The 23,002-nt window shown below is 37.0% G+C and carries 27 protein-coding genes and 1 pseudogene; all 28 read left to right on the forward strand.

All coding sequences use genetic code 11. From position 1 onward, the window contains the following. The first annotated feature begins 5 nt into the window (after positions 1–5). Positions 6–605, forward strand: coding sequence for a magnesium transporter MgtE N-terminal domain-containing protein (locus KFZ58_RS08855; protein WP_235794439.1), 600 nt, complete (start codon positions 6–8; stop codon positions 603–605). Between the two features lie 27 nt (positions 606–632). Continuing rightward, positions 633–1,871 (forward strand): flagellar hook-length control protein FliK, encoded by a 1,239-nt coding sequence (locus KFZ58_RS08860; protein WP_235794440.1) that lies wholly within the window; start codon positions 633–635, stop codon positions 1,869–1,871. A 9-nt stretch (positions 1,872–1,880) separates the two neighbouring features. Further along, on the forward strand, positions 1,881–2,369 hold the full coding sequence (gene flgD / locus KFZ58_RS08865; RefSeq protein WP_235794441.1) for a flagellar hook assembly protein FlgD: 489 nt from the start codon (positions 1,881–1,883) through the stop codon (positions 2,367–2,369). A 1-nt stretch (position 2,370) separates the two neighbouring features. Continuing rightward, the gene (locus KFZ58_RS08870; protein WP_235794442.1) at positions 2,371–2,748 is read left to right on the forward strand and encodes a TIGR02530 family flagellar biosynthesis protein; all 378 of its coding nucleotides are present in this window, start codon (positions 2,371–2,373) and stop codon (positions 2,746–2,748) included. 81 nt (positions 2,749–2,829) lie between these two features. Then, entirely contained in the window at positions 2,830–3,624 is a 795-nt protein-coding gene (gene flgG / locus KFZ58_RS08875; RefSeq protein WP_235794443.1) for a flagellar basal body rod protein FlgG, read from the forward strand. A 47-nt stretch (positions 3,625–3,671) separates the two neighbouring features. Further along, the gene (locus KFZ58_RS08880; protein WP_235794444.1) at positions 3,672–3,890 is read left to right on the forward strand and encodes a flagellar FlbD family protein; all 219 of its coding nucleotides are present in this window, start codon (positions 3,672–3,674) and stop codon (positions 3,888–3,890) included. Then, positions 3,883–4,302 carry a flagellar basal body-associated protein FliL gene (gene fliL / locus KFZ58_RS08885; protein WP_235794445.1) on the forward strand — a complete coding sequence of 140 codons (420 nt, stop codon included), beginning with the start codon at positions 3,883–3,885 and terminating at the stop codon, positions 4,300–4,302. The genes KFZ58_RS08880 and fliL overlap by 8 nt, the downstream gene beginning before the upstream one ends. Before the next feature lie 48 nt (positions 4,303–4,350). Further along, a complete protein-coding gene (gene fliM, locus KFZ58_RS08890) occupies positions 4,351–5,346 on the forward strand; it encodes a flagellar motor switch protein FliM (protein WP_235794446.1) in 996 nt (331 codons plus the stop codon). Continuing rightward, on the forward strand, positions 5,336–6,439 hold the full coding sequence (gene fliY / locus KFZ58_RS08895; protein ID WP_235794447.1) for a flagellar motor switch phosphatase FliY: 1,104 nt from the start codon (positions 5,336–5,338) through the stop codon (positions 6,437–6,439). Before fliM ends, fliY begins: the two co-directional genes overlap by 11 nt. 23 nt (positions 6,440–6,462) lie before the next feature. Further along, positions 6,463–6,825 (forward strand): response regulator, encoded by a 363-nt coding sequence (locus KFZ58_RS08900; protein WP_235794448.1) that lies wholly within the window; start codon positions 6,463–6,465, stop codon positions 6,823–6,825. Positions 6,826–6,838: 13 nt separating this feature from the next. Next, entirely contained in the window at positions 6,839–7,513 is a 675-nt protein-coding gene (locus tag KFZ58_RS08905; RefSeq protein ID WP_235794449.1) for a flagellar biosynthetic protein FliO, read from the forward strand. Then, positions 7,506–8,170 (forward strand): annotated as a pseudogene (gene fliP, locus KFZ58_RS08910) (flagellar type III secretion system pore protein FliP). The gene KFZ58_RS08905 and the pseudogene fliP overlap by 8 nt, the downstream one beginning before the upstream one ends. Positions 8,171–8,206: 36 nt before the next feature. Continuing rightward, positions 8,207–8,476 carry a flagellar biosynthesis protein FliQ gene (gene fliQ, locus KFZ58_RS08915; RefSeq protein WP_235794450.1) on the forward strand — a complete coding sequence of 90 codons (270 nt, stop codon included), beginning with the start codon at positions 8,207–8,209 and terminating at the stop codon, positions 8,474–8,476. A gap of 3 nt (positions 8,477–8,479) precedes the next feature. Further along, complete coding sequence (gene fliR / locus KFZ58_RS08920; RefSeq protein ID WP_235794451.1) at positions 8,480–9,259, forward strand: flagellar biosynthetic protein FliR; 780 nt, start codon at positions 8,480–8,482, stop codon at positions 9,257–9,259. A 1-nt stretch (position 9,260) separates the two neighbouring features. Further along, positions 9,261–10,340, forward strand: a complete 1,080-nt coding sequence (gene flhB, locus KFZ58_RS08925) for a flagellar biosynthesis protein FlhB (RefSeq protein WP_235794452.1) — start codon at positions 9,261–9,263, stop codon at positions 10,338–10,340. A 17-nt stretch (positions 10,341–10,357) separates the two neighbouring features. Next, positions 10,358–12,391 (forward strand): flagellar biosynthesis protein FlhA, encoded by a 2,034-nt coding sequence (gene flhA, locus KFZ58_RS08930; protein ID WP_235794453.1) that lies wholly within the window; start codon positions 10,358–10,360, stop codon positions 12,389–12,391. Next, positions 12,388–13,509: a flagellar biosynthesis GTPase FlhF gene (gene flhF / locus KFZ58_RS08935; protein ID WP_235794454.1), complete on the forward strand. Its 1,122-nt coding sequence runs from the start codon at positions 12,388–12,390 to the stop codon at positions 13,507–13,509. Before flhA ends, flhF begins: the two co-directional genes overlap by 4 nt. Next, positions 13,502–14,350, forward strand: a complete 849-nt coding sequence (locus KFZ58_RS08940) for a MinD/ParA family protein (RefSeq protein ID WP_235794455.1) — start codon at positions 13,502–13,504, stop codon at positions 14,348–14,350. The genes flhF and KFZ58_RS08940 overlap by 8 nt, the downstream gene beginning before the upstream one ends. 17 nt (positions 14,351–14,367) lie before the next feature. Further along, the gene (locus KFZ58_RS08945; protein WP_370642476.1) at positions 14,368–14,835 is read left to right on the forward strand and encodes a chemotaxis protein CheW; all 468 of its coding nucleotides are present in this window, start codon (positions 14,368–14,370) and stop codon (positions 14,833–14,835) included. A gap of 339 nt (positions 14,836–15,174) precedes the next feature. Beyond that, positions 15,175–15,954, forward strand: a complete 780-nt coding sequence (locus tag KFZ58_RS08950; protein WP_235794456.1) for a FliA/WhiG family RNA polymerase sigma factor — start codon at positions 15,175–15,177, stop codon at positions 15,952–15,954. A 92-nt stretch (positions 15,955–16,046) separates the two neighbouring features. Next, positions 16,047–16,463 (forward strand): DUF6115 domain-containing protein, encoded by a 417-nt coding sequence (locus KFZ58_RS08955; protein ID WP_235794457.1) that lies wholly within the window; start codon positions 16,047–16,049, stop codon positions 16,461–16,463. A gap of 190 nt (positions 16,464–16,653) precedes the next feature. Further along, on the forward strand, positions 16,654–17,457 hold the full coding sequence (rpsB, locus tag KFZ58_RS08960) for a 30S ribosomal protein S2 (RefSeq protein ID WP_235794458.1): 804 nt from the start codon (positions 16,654–16,656) through the stop codon (positions 17,455–17,457). Positions 17,458–17,541: 84 nt separating this feature from the next. Then, the gene (tsf, locus tag KFZ58_RS08965; protein ID WP_235794459.1) at positions 17,542–18,426 is read left to right on the forward strand and encodes a translation elongation factor Ts; all 885 of its coding nucleotides are present in this window, start codon (positions 17,542–17,544) and stop codon (positions 18,424–18,426) included. A gap of 67 nt (positions 18,427–18,493) precedes the next feature. Further along, positions 18,494–19,216, forward strand: a complete 723-nt coding sequence (pyrH, locus tag KFZ58_RS08970) for a UMP kinase (protein ID WP_235794710.1) — start codon at positions 18,494–18,496, stop codon at positions 19,214–19,216. Between the two features lie 2 nt (positions 19,217–19,218). Continuing rightward, entirely contained in the window at positions 19,219–19,776 is a 558-nt protein-coding gene (gene frr, locus KFZ58_RS08975) for a ribosome recycling factor (RefSeq protein WP_235794460.1), read from the forward strand. 248 nt (positions 19,777–20,024) lie between these two features. Next, positions 20,025–20,786 carry an undecaprenyl pyrophosphate synthase gene (uppS, locus tag KFZ58_RS08980; RefSeq protein WP_235794461.1) on the forward strand — a complete coding sequence of 254 codons (762 nt, stop codon included), beginning with the start codon at positions 20,025–20,027 and terminating at the stop codon, positions 20,784–20,786. Positions 20,787–20,801: 15 nt separating this feature from the next. Then, entirely contained in the window at positions 20,802–21,593 is a 792-nt protein-coding gene (locus KFZ58_RS08985) for a phosphatidate cytidylyltransferase (protein WP_235794462.1), read from the forward strand. Positions 21,594–21,719: 126 nt separating this feature from the next. Further along, positions 21,720–22,982, forward strand: coding sequence for an RIP metalloprotease RseP (gene rseP / locus KFZ58_RS08990; protein WP_235794463.1), 1,263 nt, complete (start codon positions 21,720–21,722; stop codon positions 22,980–22,982). Positions 22,983–23,002 lie beyond the last annotated feature (20 nt).

Consider the following 23,002-nt stretch of genomic DNA (forward strand, 5'->3'; position numbering starts at 1 on the left):
AGCAAATGGTAAAACAGAAGAGGGAAGAAAGGAAGAAAATGAACCCGATTTTGGGGTTTCTTTTCGCCGTTGTGATTCCAATCATAGTGGCGGTAACACTCGCAATTATTATATTTGCTGCTGCCGGTGTAAATGTTATGGATTGGGCGAAGGAAAAAGGGAGTGCTATTCCTGTTATATCTTCTTTCATTACAACACCGGAGGAGGAAAATATACAACGCGAAAGTGAACAAGTGCAAGCAGAAATAGAACGTAAAGATACAGAAATTGAGGAATTAAATCAGACTGTTAATGACCTGGAATCTACGATAGAACAAATGGAACAGGAAATAGTTAAATTGGAAAACAACACAAACGTTGATTCCAACGAGGAAAATGAGCAAGAAGCACCAGAAGGAGAAAGGGATACAGTTAAAACAGTTTCCAATTCCTTTACAGATATGGATAAAGAACAAGCTGCTTTAATTGTGGCAGACTTGGAGGAGGAAACAGCCATATCTATTTTACAAGAAGTATCTGACGAAGTTCGAGGGGAAATTTTGGAGGAAATGGAACCTGAAACTGCAGCATCATTAACACAATTATTGATCGATAGTGATAATTGATATTTATACTAAAAAGGGGGTGAGAAAATGAATGCAATCGGAATGCCTTTTCAACAAATAGAAGCACCTAAAACAATTCAAGTCGGTTCGAAGCAGATTAAAACAGAAGAAAATACATCATCATTTCAAGCATTATTAAAAGATGAAAAAACCACACCATTATCCATTATGGATCACGTTTTACGAAACAACCAAACAGATGAGCAACGGATAAATATGGAAAACGCCTCTGCAAGCATTTACAATATGATAGCTGGAACAAATGAATCGGAAAATGTAAGCCTCTCGAAGAAAATTGGAAATGAAGTAGATATTAAAAATATGATTCTAGAGCAGTGGACCACCTTAGGCAGTGTGAATACCGAGCAAATAGGGCCTGAGGTCATAACAGCTATTGAGAAAGTGGATATCGAACTTTTTAGTAAGTTTGAAACACTTATATCTCAAATTGAAAATAAGCAGGATATAAAAAAAGTAGCACCTAAAATACTCGAACTGCTAGAGCACTGGACAACTTTTGAAAAAAAGACGAGTGGTGATTTGAGTGCTTTATCTTCACTGAAAAGTGAGGGAACAAAAGCGTTAGCAGTATGGAGAGAATTAGTACAATCCTTTCAAAAATGGGACCAAATAGCGGCTAAACATCAATATAATAATAATGCTAAAGTAACGAGCACAGATGTGGCAAAGTGGATTGGCAGTGCCTTGGAAAATCAAGTTACAAGTGATAGACCAGCAGGACAACAAAGCTTTTCAACAGCTAGTATTACGAACATGCCTGTTACCAGACTTGAACAATATGTGATCCATGTTAATCAAACCAAAGCTTGGCAACCGGTTGATAAACAATTGATAGAACAGTTTCAAAAGATTACGCAATCAAGTAAATTTTCAGTGATGCCAAATGGAACGAAGCAATTATCCATGGTATTTCGGCCTGATAATTTAGGGGAAATAATGGTGCGTCTCGTGCAGGTTAATGGGGAAATGACTGCGAAGATTCTTGTCAGCTCTCAAGCAGCAAAAGAAATACTTGAATCCAACATAGGTCAATTAAGGAATATGTTTTCACCCACACAGGTCGTTATTGAAAAACAGGAATTAACTGCACAGCAAGAACAAGATTTAAATAAGGACGAGCAAGAAGAACAGCTGACAGACCAGGAACAGAGACAATCACAGGATTCAGATCAAGGGGATAAGCAGCATTCCGGGGAAGACTTTAAGACACAGTTTCAGGAATTATTAATGAGTGAGAAAGTGTAGGTGTTTACAATGACAACGATCGATCCAAGTTTATACTTGCATAATCAGGCAACAACCCGCACTCCAAGTGCAGAACTTGGGAAGAATGAATTTTTGCAAATATTGATGACGCAGCTACAAAATCAAGATCCGACAAAGCCAATGGACGATACGGAATTCATATCTCAATTGGCCACATTTTCTCAATTGGAACAAAGTATGAATATGGCAAATTCAATTGAACAACTTGTGCAAAATCAATTTATATCTCCAGTAATCCAAAACAGCCATATGATAGATAAAGAGGTTTCTTATCAAGCTTATGATAAGGAAACAGGCGATAAACTGGATATTGAAAGTAGTAGTGTAGTTGCAGTCAGTCAGTATGAAGGTCACGCTGTATTAGAGCTGGATAATGGTGAGGGTATCTATGCCGATGCAGTTTTACAAATTAATAAACCAACTGCTGAGGGTAGGGATGATAATGTAATAGATCCTCTTCCTAAAGGAAGTGAATGATATGGATCACCCTATTCACCAGCTACAGCAACACCATAAAGTACAAATGCCTACGGTAAAAAAACAAAGTGCGGGGCAATCGTCAGACATTTACTTTCGAGAAATTTTAGCTGATAAACAAAATCTAAAAATCAGTAAGCATGCACAACAGCGTATGAATGAGCGAAATATTTATCTAAATGAAAGTCAGTGGAGCGCTATTACAGAAAAAATGGATGAAGCAAAAGGGAAAGGTGTAACGGATTCATTGGTACTTACAAACGATGCTGCATTATTAGTAAGCACAAAAAATAACACCATAGTAACAGCATTGAATCGTGAAGAAGCTACAAGTAGAATTTTCACCAATATTAACGGAGCGATTGTAATTAATGAATAGGCCGGCCCCGAGTGGGAGGCCAATAAGCTGTTGATGAATGATACAGCTAAATCTACTAAACCATGAAGGGAAGAATATATTATGTTACGTTCCATGTATGCAGGTATATCAGGAATGAAAGGTTTTCAAACAAAATTGGATGTTATCGGTAATAATATTGCCAATGTGAATACATCAGGCTTTAAGAAAGGCCGTGTGACATTTCAGGATATGATGAGTCAAACGACATCAGGTGCATCAGGCCCAACGGGTAACCGTGGTGGCGTCAATCCTGCTCAGGTTGGATTGGGGTCGCAATTAGGTTCCATCGATAATATCCATACACAGGGGTTTAGTCAAACGACGAACAACCCGCTCGATCTTCAATTACAAGGGGATGGGATGTTCATCCTTGAAACTCCGGATGGGCAAGCGTACACGCGCGCGGGAAATTTTTATCTGGATGCGGATGATAATATCGTCGATTCTGATGGGAATTATTTAGTAGACGTTGACGGGGACGCTCCAATAACTATTGATGAAGGGGCGACAAGCATCAGTGTTGAACAGGATGGTACCATTACGTTTGTTGACGGTAATAATGAACCGCAGGAAGCTGGGCAAATCGGTATTGCTATTTTTTCCAATCCTGAAGGTCTTGAAAAAGATGGCGGTAATGTTTATACAAATACAAATAATGCCGGATTAGTTGGCATAATGGAACCCGAAGTGGATGGCGCCGCGACAATCGTCAGTGGAGCTTTGGAAATGTCCAATGTTGACCTTGCTGAAGAATTCACAGAAATGATTACGGCACAACGTGGTTTTCAGGCCAACACCAGAATCATCACAACATCAGATGAAATTCTACAGGAGCTCGTTAATCTAAAACGGTAATAAGGGGAAGGAAGTGCTTACCTAAAAATTTAAGCACCCGAATAACGATGATTCAATTAACTCGTTTAAATTCAGAACCATTTACACTAAACGCTATTATGATTGAACAAATTCAAACACTACCGGATACAACGATTACGTTAACAAGCGGCAAGAAGATTGTTGTGAAAAATTCGGAGTCTGAAGTAATTGCGTTAATCACGGATTATTACCGAAAAATTGGTATAGAAGGAACGCTTAAAGAGGCGGGTGAGACAAGTGAATAGATTGGTCAAGGTAATGCTAACCTCCTTAGCAACAATATTCGTAGGGGCTACTATAACATTAGTAGTAGTGTTGTATACGACAAATGATACAAATGCTGGAGAATCCGAATCAATCGATACTATTGTGGAGCATTCCTATGAGTCTCCTGAAATAACCACTGACCTCCAGGATGGCAGCTTCGTACGTATACAATTCCAAATCTTAACAGATGGAGAAGCGGCAAAAGAAGAAATTAGCAAAAGAGACTTTCAAATAAGTAACATTTTAATTAAAGAGCTCGCAAAAATGAACAAGGATGATTTCAAGTCAGGGTTAGCTGAATTGGAAGATGTTGTAAAGTCAAAGCTGAATGAAGTCTTGATAGAAGGCGCTGTAACAGATGTCTATACAATAAACAAAATCCTGCAATAGAAACAATTATGCAAGCTAACTACTCCATTATGGAGGTGAGTATTTTAAATGGATGAGGTACTTTCGCAAAATGAAATTGATGCACTTTTGTCTGCAATAACTACAGGTGAAATGGATGCAGAAGAATTGAAAAAAGAAGAACAGGAAAGAAAGGTTCGTGTTTATGATTTCAAACGGGCATTGCGCTTTTCAAAAGATCAAATTCGGAGTATATCGAGAATCCACGAAAATTACGCTCGTTTATTGACAACTTTTTTCTCGGCACAGTTAAGAACATATGTGAATATTTCCGTTGCTTCTGTAGATCAAGTGCCATACGAAGAATTTATCCGCTCCATCCCTAAATTAACTGTATTAAATATATATAGTGTTTCTCCGCTTGATGGGAGGTTAATTATGGAGGTAAACCCCAATATTGCTTATGCAATGCTTGATCGCATACTTGGAGGAAAAGGAAGCAGCGTACATAAGATTGATAGTTTAACAGAAATTGAAACAATACTATTGTCACAGCTTTTTGAGAAAGCAGTTGTTAATCTCCAAGAGGCTTGGGCCTCAATCGTGGAAATTGATCCCATTCTTGAAGAATTTGAAATGAATCCGCAATTCCTTCAGATGGTATCTCCAAATGAAACGGTAGTTGTTGTCTCCCTAAATACAACAATTGGAGAAACCAGTGGGATGATTAATATATGTATTCCGCATATTATACTAGAACCTATCATTTCCAAGCTATCTGTTCATTACTGGATGCAAACAACGACGAAAAATAGAGATTTGGATGCATATGAAAAAATGACCAAAAATCTCCAGTATGCAAAAATCGAGGCTAAAGCCAGTCTGGGTGAGACGGATATTACGATTCAACAATTTTTAAATTTGAACAAAGATGATGTAATAGCTTTAAATCAACCAATTGAAGATCCACTTACATTGGCAATTAATAATAAGCATAAGTTTTATGTCCAGCCTGGTAAATCTAAAAATAAAATGGCGATGCAAGTATTGGAAGAAATTAAAGGGGTGAATGAGATTGACGAATGACGGGATGCTTTCACAAGATGAAATAGATGCGCTCTTGAAAGTAAGTGCAGAAGAAAATGTCGGTGATATATACGATCTATCGAGTTTGGAAGAGGATACACTGGGTGAAATCGGAAATATCTCATTTGGCAGTTCTGCTACGACACTTTCGATGTTGCTTAACCAAAAAGTTGAAATTACAACACCACATGTATCCATTGTTCAGAAAAAAGAAGTGGAGCAGGAACATACATTTGAATCTGTACGTATACTTGTTCATTATACAAAAGGACTTATCGGCAAAAATGTATTTATTATGAAGAAAGAGGATGCCGCGGTAATTTCTGATATTCTGTTGGGTGGCGATGGCACATCTCCTGAGAATGAGCTAAATGACATTCATTTAAGTGCTATTCAGGAAGCAATGAATCAAATGATGGGAGCAGCAGCAACAAGCATGTCGACTGTTTTTAATAAAAAGGTCGATATAACCCCACCATCCATTACAAATAAAGAAAATGCTGCATCTTTTATTGAAGAAGAGGCTTATGTCAAGGTTTCTTTCCAATTAAGGGTTGGCAACTTAATAGATTCCAGAATCATGCAATTGATTCCTTTTCACTTTGCTAAAGAACTTGTGGATCAAGTACTGAATCAGGAAACAGAGAACGAAACAGAAGTCAAAATCGAATCGCCAGAAAAACAAAACGAATCTGGCATGCAGCGTGATCAACCAATCGAGGAAAACAATACGTCTGTGCAATATTTAGGAAATGCCATGGATCAAAATAATGCAACGATTCAAGAGGCAACATTCTCTGAGTTTAACCAAGTGGAATTAAATAAAACAGAACAACGGAATTTAGATATGCTTTTAGATATACCATTGAAGGTTACTGTTGAACTTGGACGCACAAAACGAAATATTAAGGATATATTGGATTTAGCACCGGGTTCCATTGTTGAACTTGATAAATTGGCAGGGGAACCTGTAGATATTCTAGTCAATGAAAAGTTAGTGGCTAGAGGAGAAGTTGTTGTCATTGATGAGAATTTTGGTGTCCGCGTATCGGATGTAATCAGCCAAACCGATCGTTTGATGAAACTGAAATAAACATGAATGAAGGGGATTAATCAATGGCAGATCGTATTTTAATTGTAGATGATGCAGCATTTATGCGAATGATGATTAAAGATATTCTTATTAAAAATGGATTCCATGTAGTTGGGGAAGCAGAAGATGGTTTAGAAGCGGTGGAGAAATATAAAGAACTTACGCCTGATCTTGTAACCATGGATATTACAATGCCTGAAATGGACGGGATAACAGCATTAAAACAAATCTTAGAAGTAAACAGTGGAGCAAAGATAATTATGTGTTCAGCAATGGGACAGCAAGCAATGGTAATTGATGCTATTCAAGCTGGGGCTAAGGATTTTATTGTTAAACCATTTCAATCTGACCGGGTAATTGAAGCAATACAAAAGGCCTTAAATTAAGAAACGAGTGAGTATGTTGATAAAAAAACTATTGATTGCCATCGGTCTTATGATCCTTCTCTTTTGTACTGCTTTTTCAGGTCTTGTTGAAGCGAGTAACAAGGTATCCGATTGCCTGGATGGTAATACTGAGTGCGAAGATGAGTTAGAGCCAACACCTACCAATGAATCTGAAACAGAACAGGATGAATCAACAGGGGGCACTGAAAATAACGGATTGTTGTTATTCGATTTAGTGAAAATGTTTTTTGCTTTACTATTAGTCCTTGCACTTATTTATTTATTGATCAAATTTTTAGGTAAACGCAATAAATTATTTCATCAAGTAAAAGCATTGGAAAATTTGGGGGGTATATCGGTTGGACAGAACAAGTCGATTCAACTTGTTCGAATAGGAACAAAGGTTTATTTGATTGGTGTCGGCGAGAATGTAGAAATGCTACAAGAGATCACTGATGATGAAATAAAAAAAGATTTATTACATATAGAGTCAAATGAAGATAAGGATTTTTCCGCAGGAGCATTATTCAAATCATTCCTGCAGCCAAAATCAGATGGGGATAGTTATGAAGCGAATCAATCAAAACATGAATTTAAACAGCTGTTTTCAAATGAACTGGAGAAATTGAAGACAAACAGAAAAAATATAATCAAATGGCAAAATCAGAAGGAAGATAAGCATGAATGAATTTATAGATATGTTTTCCGGTTCTGATCCTTCAGCTGTGTCAACATCAGTTAAATTACTATTACTATTAACTGTTTTATCCTTGGCGCCGGGTATTTTAATTCTAATGACAAGCTTTGCTCGTATTATTATTGTTCTGTCATTTGTTCGGACGTCACTCGCAACACAGCAAATGCCTCCAAATCAGGTTTTAATAGGGCTTGCATTATTTCTAACCTTTTTTATTATGGCTCCAACATTTAGTCAGGTTTATGATGAAGCTTTGCAGCCATTATTTGAGGAGGATATTACGCTTGATGAGGCCTACGCACGAGCAAGTGAACCAATGAAAGATTTTATGGCAAGACACACCAGACAAGCAGATTTGGCATTATTTGTAAGTTATGCTGAAATGGAGGCCCTGAAAGTGTATCGGATATTCCATTAACGATGCTTGTACCAGCGTTTGCCATCAGTGAATTAAAAACAGCCTTTCAAATGGGCTTTATGATTTTTGTTCCTTTTTTAATTATTGATATGGCAGTCGCCAGTGTTTTAATGTCAATGGGAATGATGATGCTGCCTCCGGTTATGATTTCATTACCATTTAAAATTTTATTATTCGTTTTAGTTGATGGGTGGCATTTAATTACACATTCATTATTGGATGGCTTTTAATGTTGCTTGGTTTAAGGAGGAGAGGGGCTTTAGAAAGTGACTAGTGAATTTGTTTTAGCTTTGGCAGAAAGAGGCATTTATACGACATTACTCGTTACTGGTCCACTGCTTATTTTGGCATTGGCAGTAGGACTTTTAGTAAGTATTTTTCAAGCAACAACCCAAATTCAGGAACAAACCCTGGCCTTTATTCCAAAAATAGTGGCTGTATTAGTAGGACTGGTTTTCTTTGGGCCTTGGATGCTTACTATAATGATAGAGTTTACTACCGATTTATTTCATAATCTAAATCAGTTTGTAGGGTAAGTTATGACGGACATCATTAATATAAATAGTATCCCAGTATTTTTACTTATTTTGGTTCGTGTATTGGCCTTTTTTGTTACATTACCATTGTTCTCATACCGGACAGTGCCATTACCATTTAAAATTGGATTTAGTTTCTTTCTCGCGTTTATTATGTTTTATACTGTTGATGCTTCTGCCATAAATATTGATGAAATGTATATATTTCTGCTTGTTAAAGAAGCGCTTGTCGGACTGTTAATTGGTTTAATCGCATTTATTATTCTATCAGCAATTCAGGTTGCCGGTGGTTTTATTGATTTTCAAATGGGTTTTGCTATCGCAAATGTAATGGACCCGCAAACAGGTGCACAAAGCCCCTTAACCGGTCAGTATCTGTATATCTTTGCACTCCTATTCTTATTATCGGTTAATGGTCACCATTTATTAATAGATGGAATTTTTAATAGTTATCATTTCATACCGATTGATGCCTTTATCCCATTTCAGGATAGATCAATTGCTGATTTTGTAATCGAAACGTTTAATCAAATGTTTATTATTGCATTTCAAATGGCTATACCGATCGTTGGTTGCCTGTTTTTAGTTGATGTTGCTTTAGGGATTATCGCAAGGGCAGTACCGCAGTTAAATGTTTTTGTCGTTGGGTTGCCGTTGAAAATTTTAGTGAGCTTTATTGTCATCTTATTTTTTCTAAGCCTCTATATTGCGCTTGCAAGAAATTTATTCGAGATTATGTTTGATGCAATGCGGGGGCTGTTGCAATTGTTCGGAGGTGCTTAACTTGCATTTGAGGATGGATTTACAATTTTTTGCAGGTGAAAAAACAGAAAAAGCTACCCCGAAGAAAAAACATGATGAAAGGCAAAAAGGAAAGGTAGCAAAAAGCCAGGATGTAAATACAGCTATTCTATTATTATTTACATTTATTATATTATTTGTTTTTGGCAACGCCATGAGAAACAGTATGACAACTTTATATGAGCACTCATTTACAGAGTTTATCCATTGGGAGGTAACACAAAACTCCGTTCATCAGCTATTTTCCGGAGCAACGATTGAAATAGCAAAAATACTTGCGCCAATTATGCTTGCTGCCATTATTGCGGGATTTGCTTCCAATCTTACGCAAATTGGATTTTTGTTTACTGCCAAACCGTTGAAAATGGATTTGAAAAAAATTGATCCCATTCAAGGTGCCAAAAGGATATTCTCCATACGTGCTTTAGTGGAATTAGTAAAATCATTCCTGAAAATTGTCTTTATAGGTGTTATTACATTTATGGCGATTTGGATTTATAAAGATGAAATGATGATGCTTGCCTTTAAAAGTGCAGAAGATGCGCTTGCCTTTTTTGGGAGAGTAACCATTGTTATGGGTATATCAGCAACGATTGCTTTGTTATTCCTATCCATTTTTGATTATGTATATCAACGGTATGATTTTGAAAAAAACTTAAAAATGTCAAAGCAGGATGTAAAAGATGAGCATAAGAACATGGAGGGTGATCCTCTAATAAAATCCAAAATAAAGGAAAAGCAAAGGCACTTCGCTCGTCAACGGATGATGAGCGAGGTGCCATCAGCAGATGTTGTCATTACAAATCCTACTCATTTTGCGGTAGCCATCAAGTATGATGAAACCAAAGCAGTAGCTCCGTACATTGTGGCAAAAGGAGTGGATCAAATGGCTTTACGAATCAAAGAAATTGCCAAAGCGAACGACGTTGTAACAGTAGAAAATAGACAATTGGCACGTTCCATACATAGTGTTTTGGATATTGATGATATGATTCCAGAAGAATTCTATCAGGCCGTCGCTGAGATATTGGCCTATGTGTATCGAATAGAGAAAAAAGTTTAGCATGAGGAGAGAAAATCATGAAAGCACGTGATTTATCCGTACTTTTAGGCGTTATATTAATCATTATTATGTTAGTTATTCCACTACCTGGGTGGCTATTAAGTGTACTCATTTTATGTAATATTACAATAGCACTTGTTGTTATCCTAGTCTCCATGAACACACAGGAAGCTTTACAATTTTCCGTTTTTCCAACTCTCTTATTGCTGTTAACTTTATTTCGACTAGGGTTAAATGTATCGACAACACGATCGATACTATCAGAAGCAGATGCCGGTGGGGTTGTTGACACGTTTGGGTCATTTGTTATTGGAGGTAATCCGCTGGTTGGATTTGTTGTATTTATTATTTTAGTTATTATTCAATTTTTAGTTATTACAAAAGGCTCCGAACGTGTATCAGAAGTTGCAGCTCGTTTTACGTTGGACGCGATGCCAGGGAAACAAATGAGTATTGATGCAGATTTAAATGCTGGATTAATAACAGAGCAACAGGCAAAAGAAAGACGCGGGAAGGTTGAGAACGAAGCAGACTTCCATGGGTCAATGGATGGTGCAAGTAAATTTGTTAAAGGTGATGCGATCGCAGGAATCATCATTGTTTTAATCAATATTATATTCGGGATTATTATCGGTATGGTTCAAATGGATATGTCTTTCCAGGAAGCTATCAATACCTTTACGCGTTTAACAGTTGGTGATGGTCTAGTAAGTCAAATTCCAGCACTATTAATCGCAACAGCAACAGGAATTGTGGTAACCAGGACTACAACCGAAGGAAATTTAGGCACAGAAGTTACAGGCCAATTACTCCAATATCCGAAATTATTATTCATTGCTGCCGGTACCATTTTTTTGCTTGGATTTACACCGATTAATTTTTTCTTGACCTCTGTCCTTGCAGGGATATTAGCACTTAGCGGCTACTTATTATTGAAACAAACAAGTGAGCCCGAAGTACCGGATATAGAGGAAGAAGATCAATCGGAAAGTTCGGCCATGAAATTGCCTGAAAATGTGGTCAGTTTATTAAATATGGATCCAATTGAATTTGAATTTGGCTATGCTCTCATACCTTTGGCAGATGCAAATCAGGGTGGCGATTTATTGGATCGTATCATCATGATTCGCAGGCAATTGGCAATAGAGTTGGGGGTTGTAATTCCGGTTGTTCGAATACGCGATAACATACAGCTCGGTCCCAATGAATACCGGTTGAAAATAAAAGGAAACGAAGTAGCTACAGGCGAATTATTACTTGATCATTATTTGGCTATGGCACCTGACCTAGATGATGATTCTATTGATGGTATTGATGCATTGGAACCTGCATTTGGATTACCGGCAAAGTGGATTACGGAGGATAATAAAGACGAAGCTGAGTTGTCCGGTTATACAGTAGTTGATCCACCATCGGTCGCCTCCACACATATTACCGAGGTTATAAAGCAGCATGCCCACACATTACTTGGCAGAGAGGAAACAAAGCAATTAATTGATCATTTGAAAGAAAGCCATCCAATATTAGTGGAGGAAGTTACACCAGACCCATTGCAAATTGGGGATATTCAAAAGGTCTTGGCAAAGCTACTTAAAGAGAATATTTCCATACGTAACTTACCCATCATTTTTGAAACATTGGCCGACTTTTCCAGAATGACAAATGATACAGAGTTATTAGGCGAATATTCCAGGCAAGCTTTATCTTCACAAATCACGAAACAATTTGCTCATGAAGATTTGTCATTAAAAGTGATAACAGTATCAGGCAAAGTGGAGAAAATGATTGCCGAAAATATTCAACAGACGGAACACGGTAATTATTTAGCTTTAGAACCGGAGTCACAACAGCTTATTATGAAAACAATTCATGAAGAGGTTGAAAAATTAGCTTTACAGGAAGAGATCTCTGTGGTGCTTTGCTCACCGGCCATTCGAATGTATCTAAAACAATTAATGGATCGTTACTTACCGCAAGTAGCTGTATTGTCCTATAATGAACTGGAGCCAAATGTACAAGTGCAAAGTGTAGGGGTGGTGAATGTAGCATGAAGGTAAAGAAATTCGTAGCACCAACGATGCCTGAAGCTATGAATCAAATCCGCAAAGAACTGGGCCCAGATGCGGTTATATTGAACTCAAAGGAAATCAGTAAAGGCGGATTTTTAGGGTTATTTAAAAAGGTAAGCATTGAAGTAATAGCAGCACTTGATCCTGAGCCGGCAGAAAGGAAAACAAACAAATCTATAAGACATAACCCACGTGATAACAATGGAAATGTTTCTCAAATGAAAAATAGCAACACGGAAGTACTGTATGAACTGAAACAGTTGAAAAAAGCTCTCATGTATCAGTCGATGTCAAATGAAAATAATTACCCGGCTGATTATCAAATTGTCTATCAACAATTGCTGGAACAAGAGGTAGGTCCTGAGCTGGCCAAAGAGCTCGTGAGTAAGGTGGTTAAACAGTACACAGAAACAAAAACCACCCCAAGTCTTGACATGATTAAAGAAGAAATAGCAAAAGAGATAAAAAATAGATTAAAGGATTTCTCTTTTAAAGGAATTGCGTATGATAAGAGAATTGCACAGTTTGTGGGCCCAACAGGAGTTGGAAAAACAACAACGCTGGCAAAAATAGCAGCAAAAAGCATACTAAAAGATAACAAAAAGGTTGCTTTTATTACCACAGACACGTATCGGATAGCAGCAATAGAACAATTGAGGACATACGCGCGAATTCTGGATGTCCCAATAGAAGTTGCCTATACGATAGAAGATTACAAAAGCGCTATTGAATCATTTGGAAGCTATGATTTAATACTTGTTGATACAGCAGGTAGAAATTTCCGTGATAAATACTATGTAGAAGAATTACAAAATACAATTGATGTAAGTATGGATATGGATACATATCTCGTTCTGTCATTGACTGCAAAGACAAAGGATATTACTGAAATATATGATCAGTTTTCGTCAATACCCATCAAAGAAGTTATTTTCACCAAAATTGATGAAACAAGACAGTATGGCACACTATTAAACATTGTACTGCAAAAACAAATAAGCATTGCTTATATTACAAACGGACAAGATGTACCAGATGACCTTGTTCACATAACGCCAGGTATCATTACGAACTATATAGTGGGTGAAAATAATGTATGATCAAGCATCAAGTTTGCGACGTCAGGTCCATTCAAAAGAGGCAAAAACACTGGCTATCATAAGCGGAAAAGGTGGTGTCGGGAAGTCGAATATTGCTTTGAATTTTTCCCTGGAATTAATACGTCAGCAGAAAAAGGTGCTTTTATTTGATTTAGATGTAGGGATGGGAAATATTGATATCTTGCTAGGATTACATGCTGAAAAGACAATTATCGACATGTTTAATGAAAAGTTATCCATTCATGAAATCATAGAAAAAGGCCCAGGTGGATTAGCATATATTGCAGGAGGCTCCGGATTGAGTGATTTCTTTACCATGAATCAGGGAAATAGAGATTATTTTTTTGTGCAGTATCAGGAATTGACTGAGTTCTATGACTACATTCTCTTTGATATGGGGGCAGGAGCTACAAAGGATAGTATTTTCTTTATTCTTGCATCAGATGAATGTATGGTTATCACAACACCAGAGCCCACATCTATTACAGATGCTTATAGTATGGTAAAACACGTCGCGAGCAGTCAACCTGATATACCAATATATGTAGTAATGAATCGTTCCACAACAAGTGATGGAAAGATATCCTTGGAAAGGTTCAAAAATGTAGTCGATCATTTTTTACATATTGATATTAAAATGCTTGGAATTATACCGGAGGATAAAACTGTTTTTACCGCTGTCAGAAGGCAAATTCCATATGTCCTATTAAATGAGCAATCAACCATATCAAAAGCAACCAAACAACTGGTGCGTAACTATACAACAAATACGTCGGGAGTAAACAAAATAGAATCCACCTCTTTTGTCCAAAAATTAAAACAGTTACTGGCGGGGAGGTAACCAAGGGAGGAATTGGATTGGAAAATGAAACAATAATGGGTAAAGTAATCGTTTTTCAATTAAAAGATGAAGAATACGCGGTTTCTGTACAACAAATTGGATCAATTAAACGTATGCAGCCAATTACGAGAGTTCCGCAAACAGCTGATTTTGTTAAAGGAGTTATTAATTTACGTGGTGTAATAATCCCGATCATTGATTTAAGTGCTCGCTTTGGTATCAAGAAGACCGAGCCAAATGAAGCAACACGAATCATTATCGTAAATGTTGAGGAAAAAGAGGTAGGTCTGATTGTCGATGCGGCTACTGATGTGATCGACATCCAAAGAAATGCGATTGAACCCGCTCTGGAAGTAGTTGGGGCTGTAGACACTAACTATATAGAAGGTGTAGTTAAGCTTGAGAGCCGTTTACTTATTTTACTCGATTTACCAAAAGTGTTAATACCTGAGGAAATAAATGTTACAAAAACAGTGGAAGGGTAGACGTGAGGATATGAATCTTACAACCTTACAGAAGGATGTGTTGAGGGAAATTGGCAACATCGATATGAAGCCATCCATTCATATTTCAGTCTGGATAGGGCCGGAGCTATTTTAACAGCAGGATCAGTTGAATTGTAGCACGTAACAGATTATGTAATTATTATAGATCCAAAAATAAACAGCAATGACTCCAAGAACTACGTGCGTTACACGTTACCGTTTTGATTTAGGCGGCACTGTGCGGTAGAACAATTGAATTTGATCCTGATTCCTGTGAGTTGAAAATAAGCAAAGTAAATAAGAAGGAAATATTTATTTAATGAAGGAGGAGCGATTCTCATGACAACTAATAAATCTCCTCTTGAACAAAAGTTATGGGACAAGTGGATACTTACGAAAGATAGGGATACAGCAAATGACCTCATACAAAATTATATATACTTAGTAAGTTTCCATGTGGATAGAATTTCCAGTCACTTACCAAATAATGTAAGTAAAGATGATATGAAAAGCTTTGGCTTGATGGGGTTGTATGATGCCTTGAAGAAATTTGAGCCTGCCCGGGATCTGAAATTTGATACATATGCCGCGTTTCGTGTACGTGGGGCGATTATTGATGGATTAAGAAAAGAAGATTGGCTTCCTAGATCATTAAGAGAAAAAACGAAAAAAATTGAACAAGTTACGGGGGAGTTGGAACAAACCTATCAACGATTGCCAACAGCCGAAGAAATAGCTAAAAGAACAGGCATGTTAACCAAAGAGGTTGAGGAAATTATAAAGGATTCACTTTTTGCACATGTATTATCAATTGAAGAAAAACCAAGGGATGGAAGAAGTGAACTAAAAGAAGGTTTAGGATATACAATAGCTGATGAGGCGACTATTTCACCTGAAGAGAATATGCTTGCAATTGAGGTGAAGAAAGAACTTGCAGAGGGTATTAAATTATTAAATGACAATGAACAAATGGTGATTAGTTTATTTTATCATGATGAATTAACATTGACAGAGATTGGCAACGTACTCGGATTAACTACATCAAGAATTTCACAAATACATAAAAAAGCAATTTTTAAATTAAGAAAGGCACTTAAAAAAATACAGGCTTTATCATAAATAAGAAAAAATATAAGAATAGATACCAAGACGGGGCGATGAATGTAAGAATCATTCTTATTTTGGAAAACGATAGTAGAAGGAGCGTTTTAATGATATCATTCGTACTGATCATAAGTTTTTTATTACACATCGTATCATTTTTAGCTATTTATCAACTCTTTAAGCAAATTCAGCAGTTAAAACAAACGAATTCCGGTGAGATCATCGAACTATTGGACGTGTACCTTCAAGAAATAAAAGATGAGAATAGGCTTCTGCAAGAAGAATTATCATCTAAAGCTAAAGAGGGGGAACCTCCTGAGGTAATACAAACAGCAAGGAAGACAGAAGAAGAGCCTACCAATGAATATCTACCTACTGAAATGCAAGCCAATGATCGTGTAGAAACCTCACTGCAAGCAAGAATCCTCAAGCTTCATAATGAAGGATTCCAAGAAGCCGAAATTGCCCGGAAGTTAAACTGCGGTAAAACAGAAGCGGCACTTATTATTAAATTACATGCATAAAAAAATAACTTAACACTTGATTACCTGCACCCTATATGATATATTAATTTTTGGTGTAAATACTATGTTCATACGATGAGCAAGTTTCAAAACACACGTTTAGTAATTTGTATAGAAGGTGCCAGTTAAATTCTGGTCTTTATCCAAAAATGATCTAAGCGGAGGAAAAACCAATTAGGAGGAATTTTTTATGGCAACAATTTCAATGAAACAATTATTAGAAGCTGGTGTACATTTTGGACATCAGACCCGCCGTTGGAATCCAAAGATGAAGAAATATATCTTCACAGAGCGTAACGGCATTTACATCATTGACCTTCAAAAAACAGTTAAAAAGGTTGATGAAGCGTACAAATATGTAAAAGAAATCGCATCAAATGGTGGTTCAATTCTTTTCGTTGGTACGAAAAAGCAAGCACAAGAGTCTGTTCGTGATGAAGCAACACGTTCAGGGATGTTCTATATTAACCAGCGCTGGTTAGGCGGTACACTTACAAACTTCCAAACGATTCGTAAACGTATTACTCGTCTAAAAGACATTGAACGTATGGAAGAGGATGGAACATTTGAAGTACTGCCGAAAAAAGAAGTTGTTGATTTATTAAAAGAAAAAGATCGCTTAATGAAGTTCTTGGGCGGGATTAAGGACATGAATAAATTACCGGATGCTATGTTCGTTATTGATCCACGTAAAGAACGTATTGCGATAGCTGAAGCACATAAATTAAACATCCCAATCATCGCAATGGTGGACACAAACTGTGACCCGGATGAAATTGATTATGTTATCCCAGCAAATGATGACGCCATTCGTGCGGTGAAACTATTGACTTCGAAAATTGCTGACGCTATTCTGGAAGTGAAACAAGGTGAAGAAACAGAAGAGGTACCAGAAAATGTGCAGGCAGAAGTAAAAGAAGAAACAGCTACAGAAGAAACAGACGCTGACGCTGAAGTTAAAACTGAAACGAATGCTGAATCAAAACAAGTGTAATTAATAGTAGAAAAGGTGAGGTGATAAGAGGATAAGAGCCTTTTATCACCTTTTTTAGAAAGAATATTCAAAGGAGGATATAAAATGAATGTTACTGCTAAAATGGTAAAAGAACTACGTGAAAAAACTGGTGCTGGTATGATGGATTGCAAAAAAGCACTACAAGAAACAGACGGAGATATGGATAAAGCAATTAATTACTTGCGTGAGAAAGGAATCTCAAAAGCTGCTAAAAAAGCTGATCGTATTGCAGCAGAAGGTGCTACTTACATTGAAACAGATGGTAATTCCGCAGTTCTATTAGAAGTGAATTGTGAAACTGACTTTGTGACAAAAAACGATCAGTTCCAACAATTATTATCAGAACTCGGAAAGCATATTGTAAAACAACAGCCGGCTAACATTGAAGAAGCTATGAAGCAAGCGTTACATGGAAATGGTGAGACAGTAGAAGCCTATATCAATGCAGCAGTTGCAAAAATTGGTGAAAAAATTTCACTCCGTCGATTTGCGTTAATAAATAAGACAGATAATGATGCATTTGGGACCTACCTACATATGGGTGGCAATATTGGTGTACTGTCACTTGTTGAAGGTACTGGGGACGAACAGCTTGCCAAAGATATAGCCATGCATATTGCAGCATCTAATCCTCGTTATGTGTCGCGTGATGAGGTTCCAGAAGAAGAGGTTAATCAAGAGCGTGAAGTGTTGAAAACACAAGCTTTAAATGAGGGGAAACCGGAGAATATTGTTCAAAAAATGGTCGAAGGACGTCTTGGGAAGTTCTTTGGAGAAATTTGTTTATTGGAACAAGACTTTGTTAAAGATCCCGATCAAAAAGTTAAAAAATATGTAGCTGATAAAGGTGCGAGCGTCAATTCGTTTGTTCGCTATGAAGTAGGCGAAGGTATGGAGAAACGTGAAGAGAACTTTGCCGAAGAAGTTATGAATCAGATTAAAAAATAAGTTAACCTGATGTAGGGAACTAAACAAGTTCCCTACCCAGGAGATCAGTTCATCTATGGAGGTATTTATGACAACTGCTTGTTACCGTAGAATTGTACTCAAATTAAGTGGAGAAGCTTTAAGTGGTGAACATGGATATGGCATTGAACCTAAAGTGATTCAATCCATCGCAAGTCAAGTAAAAGAAGTGGCAGAACTTGGAGTTGAAATCGCCGTCGTTGTAGGTGGAGGAAATATATGGCGTGGAAAAGTCGGCAGCGAAATGGGAATGGATCGCGCAACAGCTGATTATATGGGAATGTTAGCAACAATAATGAATTCTCTTGCACTCCAGGATGCTCTGGAAACCATTGATATTCCAACTCGTGTACAAACATCAATCGAAATGCGCCAGGTAGCTGAGCCTTATATTAGAAGAAAAGCAATTCGTCACTTAGAAAAGAAACGGGTTGTTATCTTCGCTGCAGGTACAGGAAATCCTTACTTTTCTACAGATACAACTGCAGCATTACGAGCTGCAGAGATTGAGGCGGAAGTAATTCTCATGGCCAAAAATAATGTAGATGGTGTATACACGGATGATCCAAAAATCAATAAATCTGCCCAGAAGTATGAAAGTTTAACGTTTTTGGAAATGTTAAACGCAGATCTGGGTGTTATGGATTCAACAGCATCATCCTTATGTATGGATAATGATATTCAATTAATTGTATTTTCCATTATGGAAGAAGGCAACATAAAACGAGTTGTTGCTGGTGAAACAATTGGAACAACTATAAGGGGGAAATAATCATGTCGGAAAAGATCGTAAAAGAGATGCAGACAAAAATGTCACAAGCTGTACAAGCATTCTCGAAAACACTGGCAACTGTAAGAGCGGGTAGGGCAAGTGCGAGCTTACTGGATAATGTTTATGTAGATTATTACGGTGCAACAACACCATTGAATCAGCTATCCTCTATTTCCGTACCAGAGGCAAGATTACTTGTCATTTCACCATATGATAAATCATCACTTTCTGATGTTGAAAAAGCAATTCAAAAAGCTGATCTTGGTGTGTCACCAACAAATGATGGAAATGTTATCCGAATAAACATGCCGCCTTTAACGGAAGAAAGACGGAAAGATTTAGTGAAAGTTGTTGGTAAGTATGCAGAAGAAGCACGCGTCCAAGTACGAAATATTCGTCGTGAGGCAAATGATCAGTTGAAAAAAGCAGAAAAGAATAATGATCTCACAGAAGATGATTTACGTGGCCTGCAAGACAAGGTGCAAAAAGAAACGGACACTCAAACCGCTAAAATTGATCAAATTTCTAAAGACAAAGAAAATGATATTATGGAAGTGTAGTCTTTCTAAAATTTTATTACTTGAAATCTTTATTATTGCTTCGATTAAGTGTAAAATAAGATGCAGACGGCCCTCTTGTTTAAGGGGGCTTTCGTATTCTTTTTACATATACACTATAATAAACATCGATTTTAATGATATAATGATGATTCATCCTTACGGACTAGTATTATAATTCTTTTTCCTTCATATTGATTATAGTTAAAGGATTGTAAATGGATAATCAACAGTATTTGGAGGACAAAACTATGTCAATGAAACTTCCTTTTATAAATAATAAACAGAAAAAGGAAAATGAACAAACTGATTTAGAAAACATCCCGGACCATGTGGCAATTATTATGGATGGTAATGGTAGATGGGCAAAGAAACGTGGCCTTCCACGTATTGCGGGTCATAGAGAAGGAGTAAAAGTTGTTAAGAACATTGTGAAGACAGCTTCGAAGCATAACGTACAAATACTTACACTTTACACATTTTCTACTGAAAACTGGAAGCGACCAAAATCAGAGGTTGATTTCATCATGAAACTTCCAAAAGAATTTCTGGATGTTTACTTACCGGAATTGATCGAAAACAATGTAAGACTTGAAACAATTGGTGAAGTTGAAGCATTACCTAAAGATACAAAAGAAGTAATCCAATATGCGAAAGATAAAACAAAGAATAATAATGGATTATTATTAAATTTTGCTTTAAACTATGGTAGTAGATTCGAAATTATGCAGGCAATTAAACAAATAATGGCAGACATAGATGGGGCAAAACTATCTGTAGAAGCAGTGGATGAAGAAATTTTTTCAAAATACTTATATACGCAAGGAATTAGGGATCCAGATTTATTAATACGTACCAGTGGAGAACAGCGGTTAAGTAACTTTTTACTATGGCAATTGGCCTATACTGAATTTTGGTTTACAGACGTATTATGGCCGGATTTTAATGAAGAAACTTTTAAGCAGGCTCTCCATGAATATCAACAGCGGAAAAGGCGATATGGAGGTATATAGGGTGATGATTAGGATATGAAGCAACGAACTCTAACAGCAATTTTATCAATGATTGTATTTCTTCCATTTGTCATCTATGGAGATTGGCCTTTTACACTTTTTGTATATGTAATAGCTACAATTGGATTAATCGAACTTATGAAAATGCATAAGATAGTCATATATTCAGTGCCGTCTATACTGGCAATTGGATTTTTATGGGTGATTTTATTTCCCATGCATGATTCCTCTGGATATATTGGGATAACAGACCTAACGCAAACGGAAGTAGTAATGATTTTTGTATTGTTGTTGCTCTCTTACACCGTCTTAGTGAAAAATAAATTCACTTTTGATGACACCGGCTTTATTTTATTAGCGATTATATATGTAGGAATGGGATTCTTTTATTTAATTGAAACACGCAACGCAGGTCTTAACTATATTTTATATGCTTTATTCATCGTCTGGGCTACGGATACAGGTGCATATTTATTTGGGCGCTATTTCGGCAAGAGAAAGCTTTGGCCCAAAATAAGTCCAAAAAAAACGATAGAAGGAGCATTAGGCGGGGTGTTCCTTGCTTGTGTTGTTGCAGTAGTATTCCAGCTTATTTACCCATTTGCTTTTTCTATGCTTATTGTTGTAGGTGCTACAATAGTGGCGTCTGTTTTTGGACAAATTGGTGATTTAGTTGAATCAGCGTTTAAACGACATTATAATGTAAAAGATTCAGGTAACATTTTGCCTGGACATGGTGGGATATTAGACCGTTTCGATAGTTTGCTTTTTGTTTTACCATTGTTGCATTTTATAGGGTTTATATAAATATACTTATAGTGCATAAGTTGCTGAACATTTAAGGTGTAAAATTATCATAGCTCCATCAATCTTTGTTATGATTACCACTATCATACAGGTGTGGATTTACCCGACCAAAGGAAGGTGCTTTTTTTGACAACAGTTGTAGCTTTTATATTCATGTTTGGATTACTGGTGTTTATTCATGAGTGGGGTCATTTAATCTTTGCAAAACGCGCAGGAATGCTAGCCCGTGAATTTGCAATTGGCTTCGGACCAAAGGTTTTTTCATTTACCAGAAACGAAACATTATATACGATACGTTTAATTCCAGCTGGCGGATATGTACGTGTTGCCGGTGAAGATCCCGAGATTATTGATTTAAAACCAGGTCATCATATCGGACTCGAATTTAATGATGGAGGGAAAATTGATAAAATAATTGTTAATAATAAATCAAAGCATCCAAATGCTCGAGTTATTGAAGTGGAACATGCAGATCTGGATCATGAATTAGTAATAGAAGGCTATGAGATAGATGAAGAAGAAAAGTTACGCTTTGACGTAGATCCTAAGGCATTCTTTATCATGGACGAGCGAGAAACGCAAATCGCGCCATATGACCGCCAGTTTGCTTCTAAGAGTCCAGGAAAAAGGGCGATGCAACTGTTTGCCGGTCCCATGATGAACTTTGTACTGGCGATTGTACTTTTTCTTATCTTAGGAATGGTTCAGGGTGTCCCTGTTGATGAAGCAAAAATGAGTGAGATTGTAGAAGGAAGTCCAGCAGAGGAAGCAGGGTTACAGGCGAATGATGAAATTATAGAAATTGAAGGAAATTCTATAGCCACATGGGAAGAATTTACTGCCATTGTACAAGATAACCCAGCTGAGGAACTGGATATGACTATTGATCGTAATGGGGAAGAGGAAACTGTTACGGTAGTTCCAGACGAAGTTGAAACACAGGTAGAGGGAATGTCAATTGGACAAGTTGGGGTTCAAAGGGCTTTTGAAAAATCATTCTTAGGTACTTTTGAATATGGGTTTACCCAGACATATGAAACAACCAGAACGATTTTGACGAATTTAGGTATGTTGATTACCGGACAGGTTTCCATTGAATTATTGTCCGGCCCTGTTGGTATATATGATGCGACAGATCAAATTGTTCAGACAGGCTTTATGAATTTTGTGATGTGGACTGCTATTTTAAGTGTCAACTTAGGTATTGTAAATCTAGTTCCGCTTCCTGCACTTGACGGTGGGCGATTAATGTTTGTTGGAATAGAAGCACTACGTGGCAAACCAATTGCTCCTGAAAAAGAAGGGATCTTCCATTTTGTCGGTTTTGCATTATTAATGCTGTTAATGATTGTCGTTACATGGAATGATATACAACGGCTCTTCTTGTAATATTAGATTATGATTTAACA

The organism is Virgibacillus sp. NKC19-16 (assembly GCF_021560035.1).
GTDB lineage: Bacteria > Bacillota > Bacilli > Bacillales > Amphibacillaceae > Virgibacillus_L > Virgibacillus_L salidurans.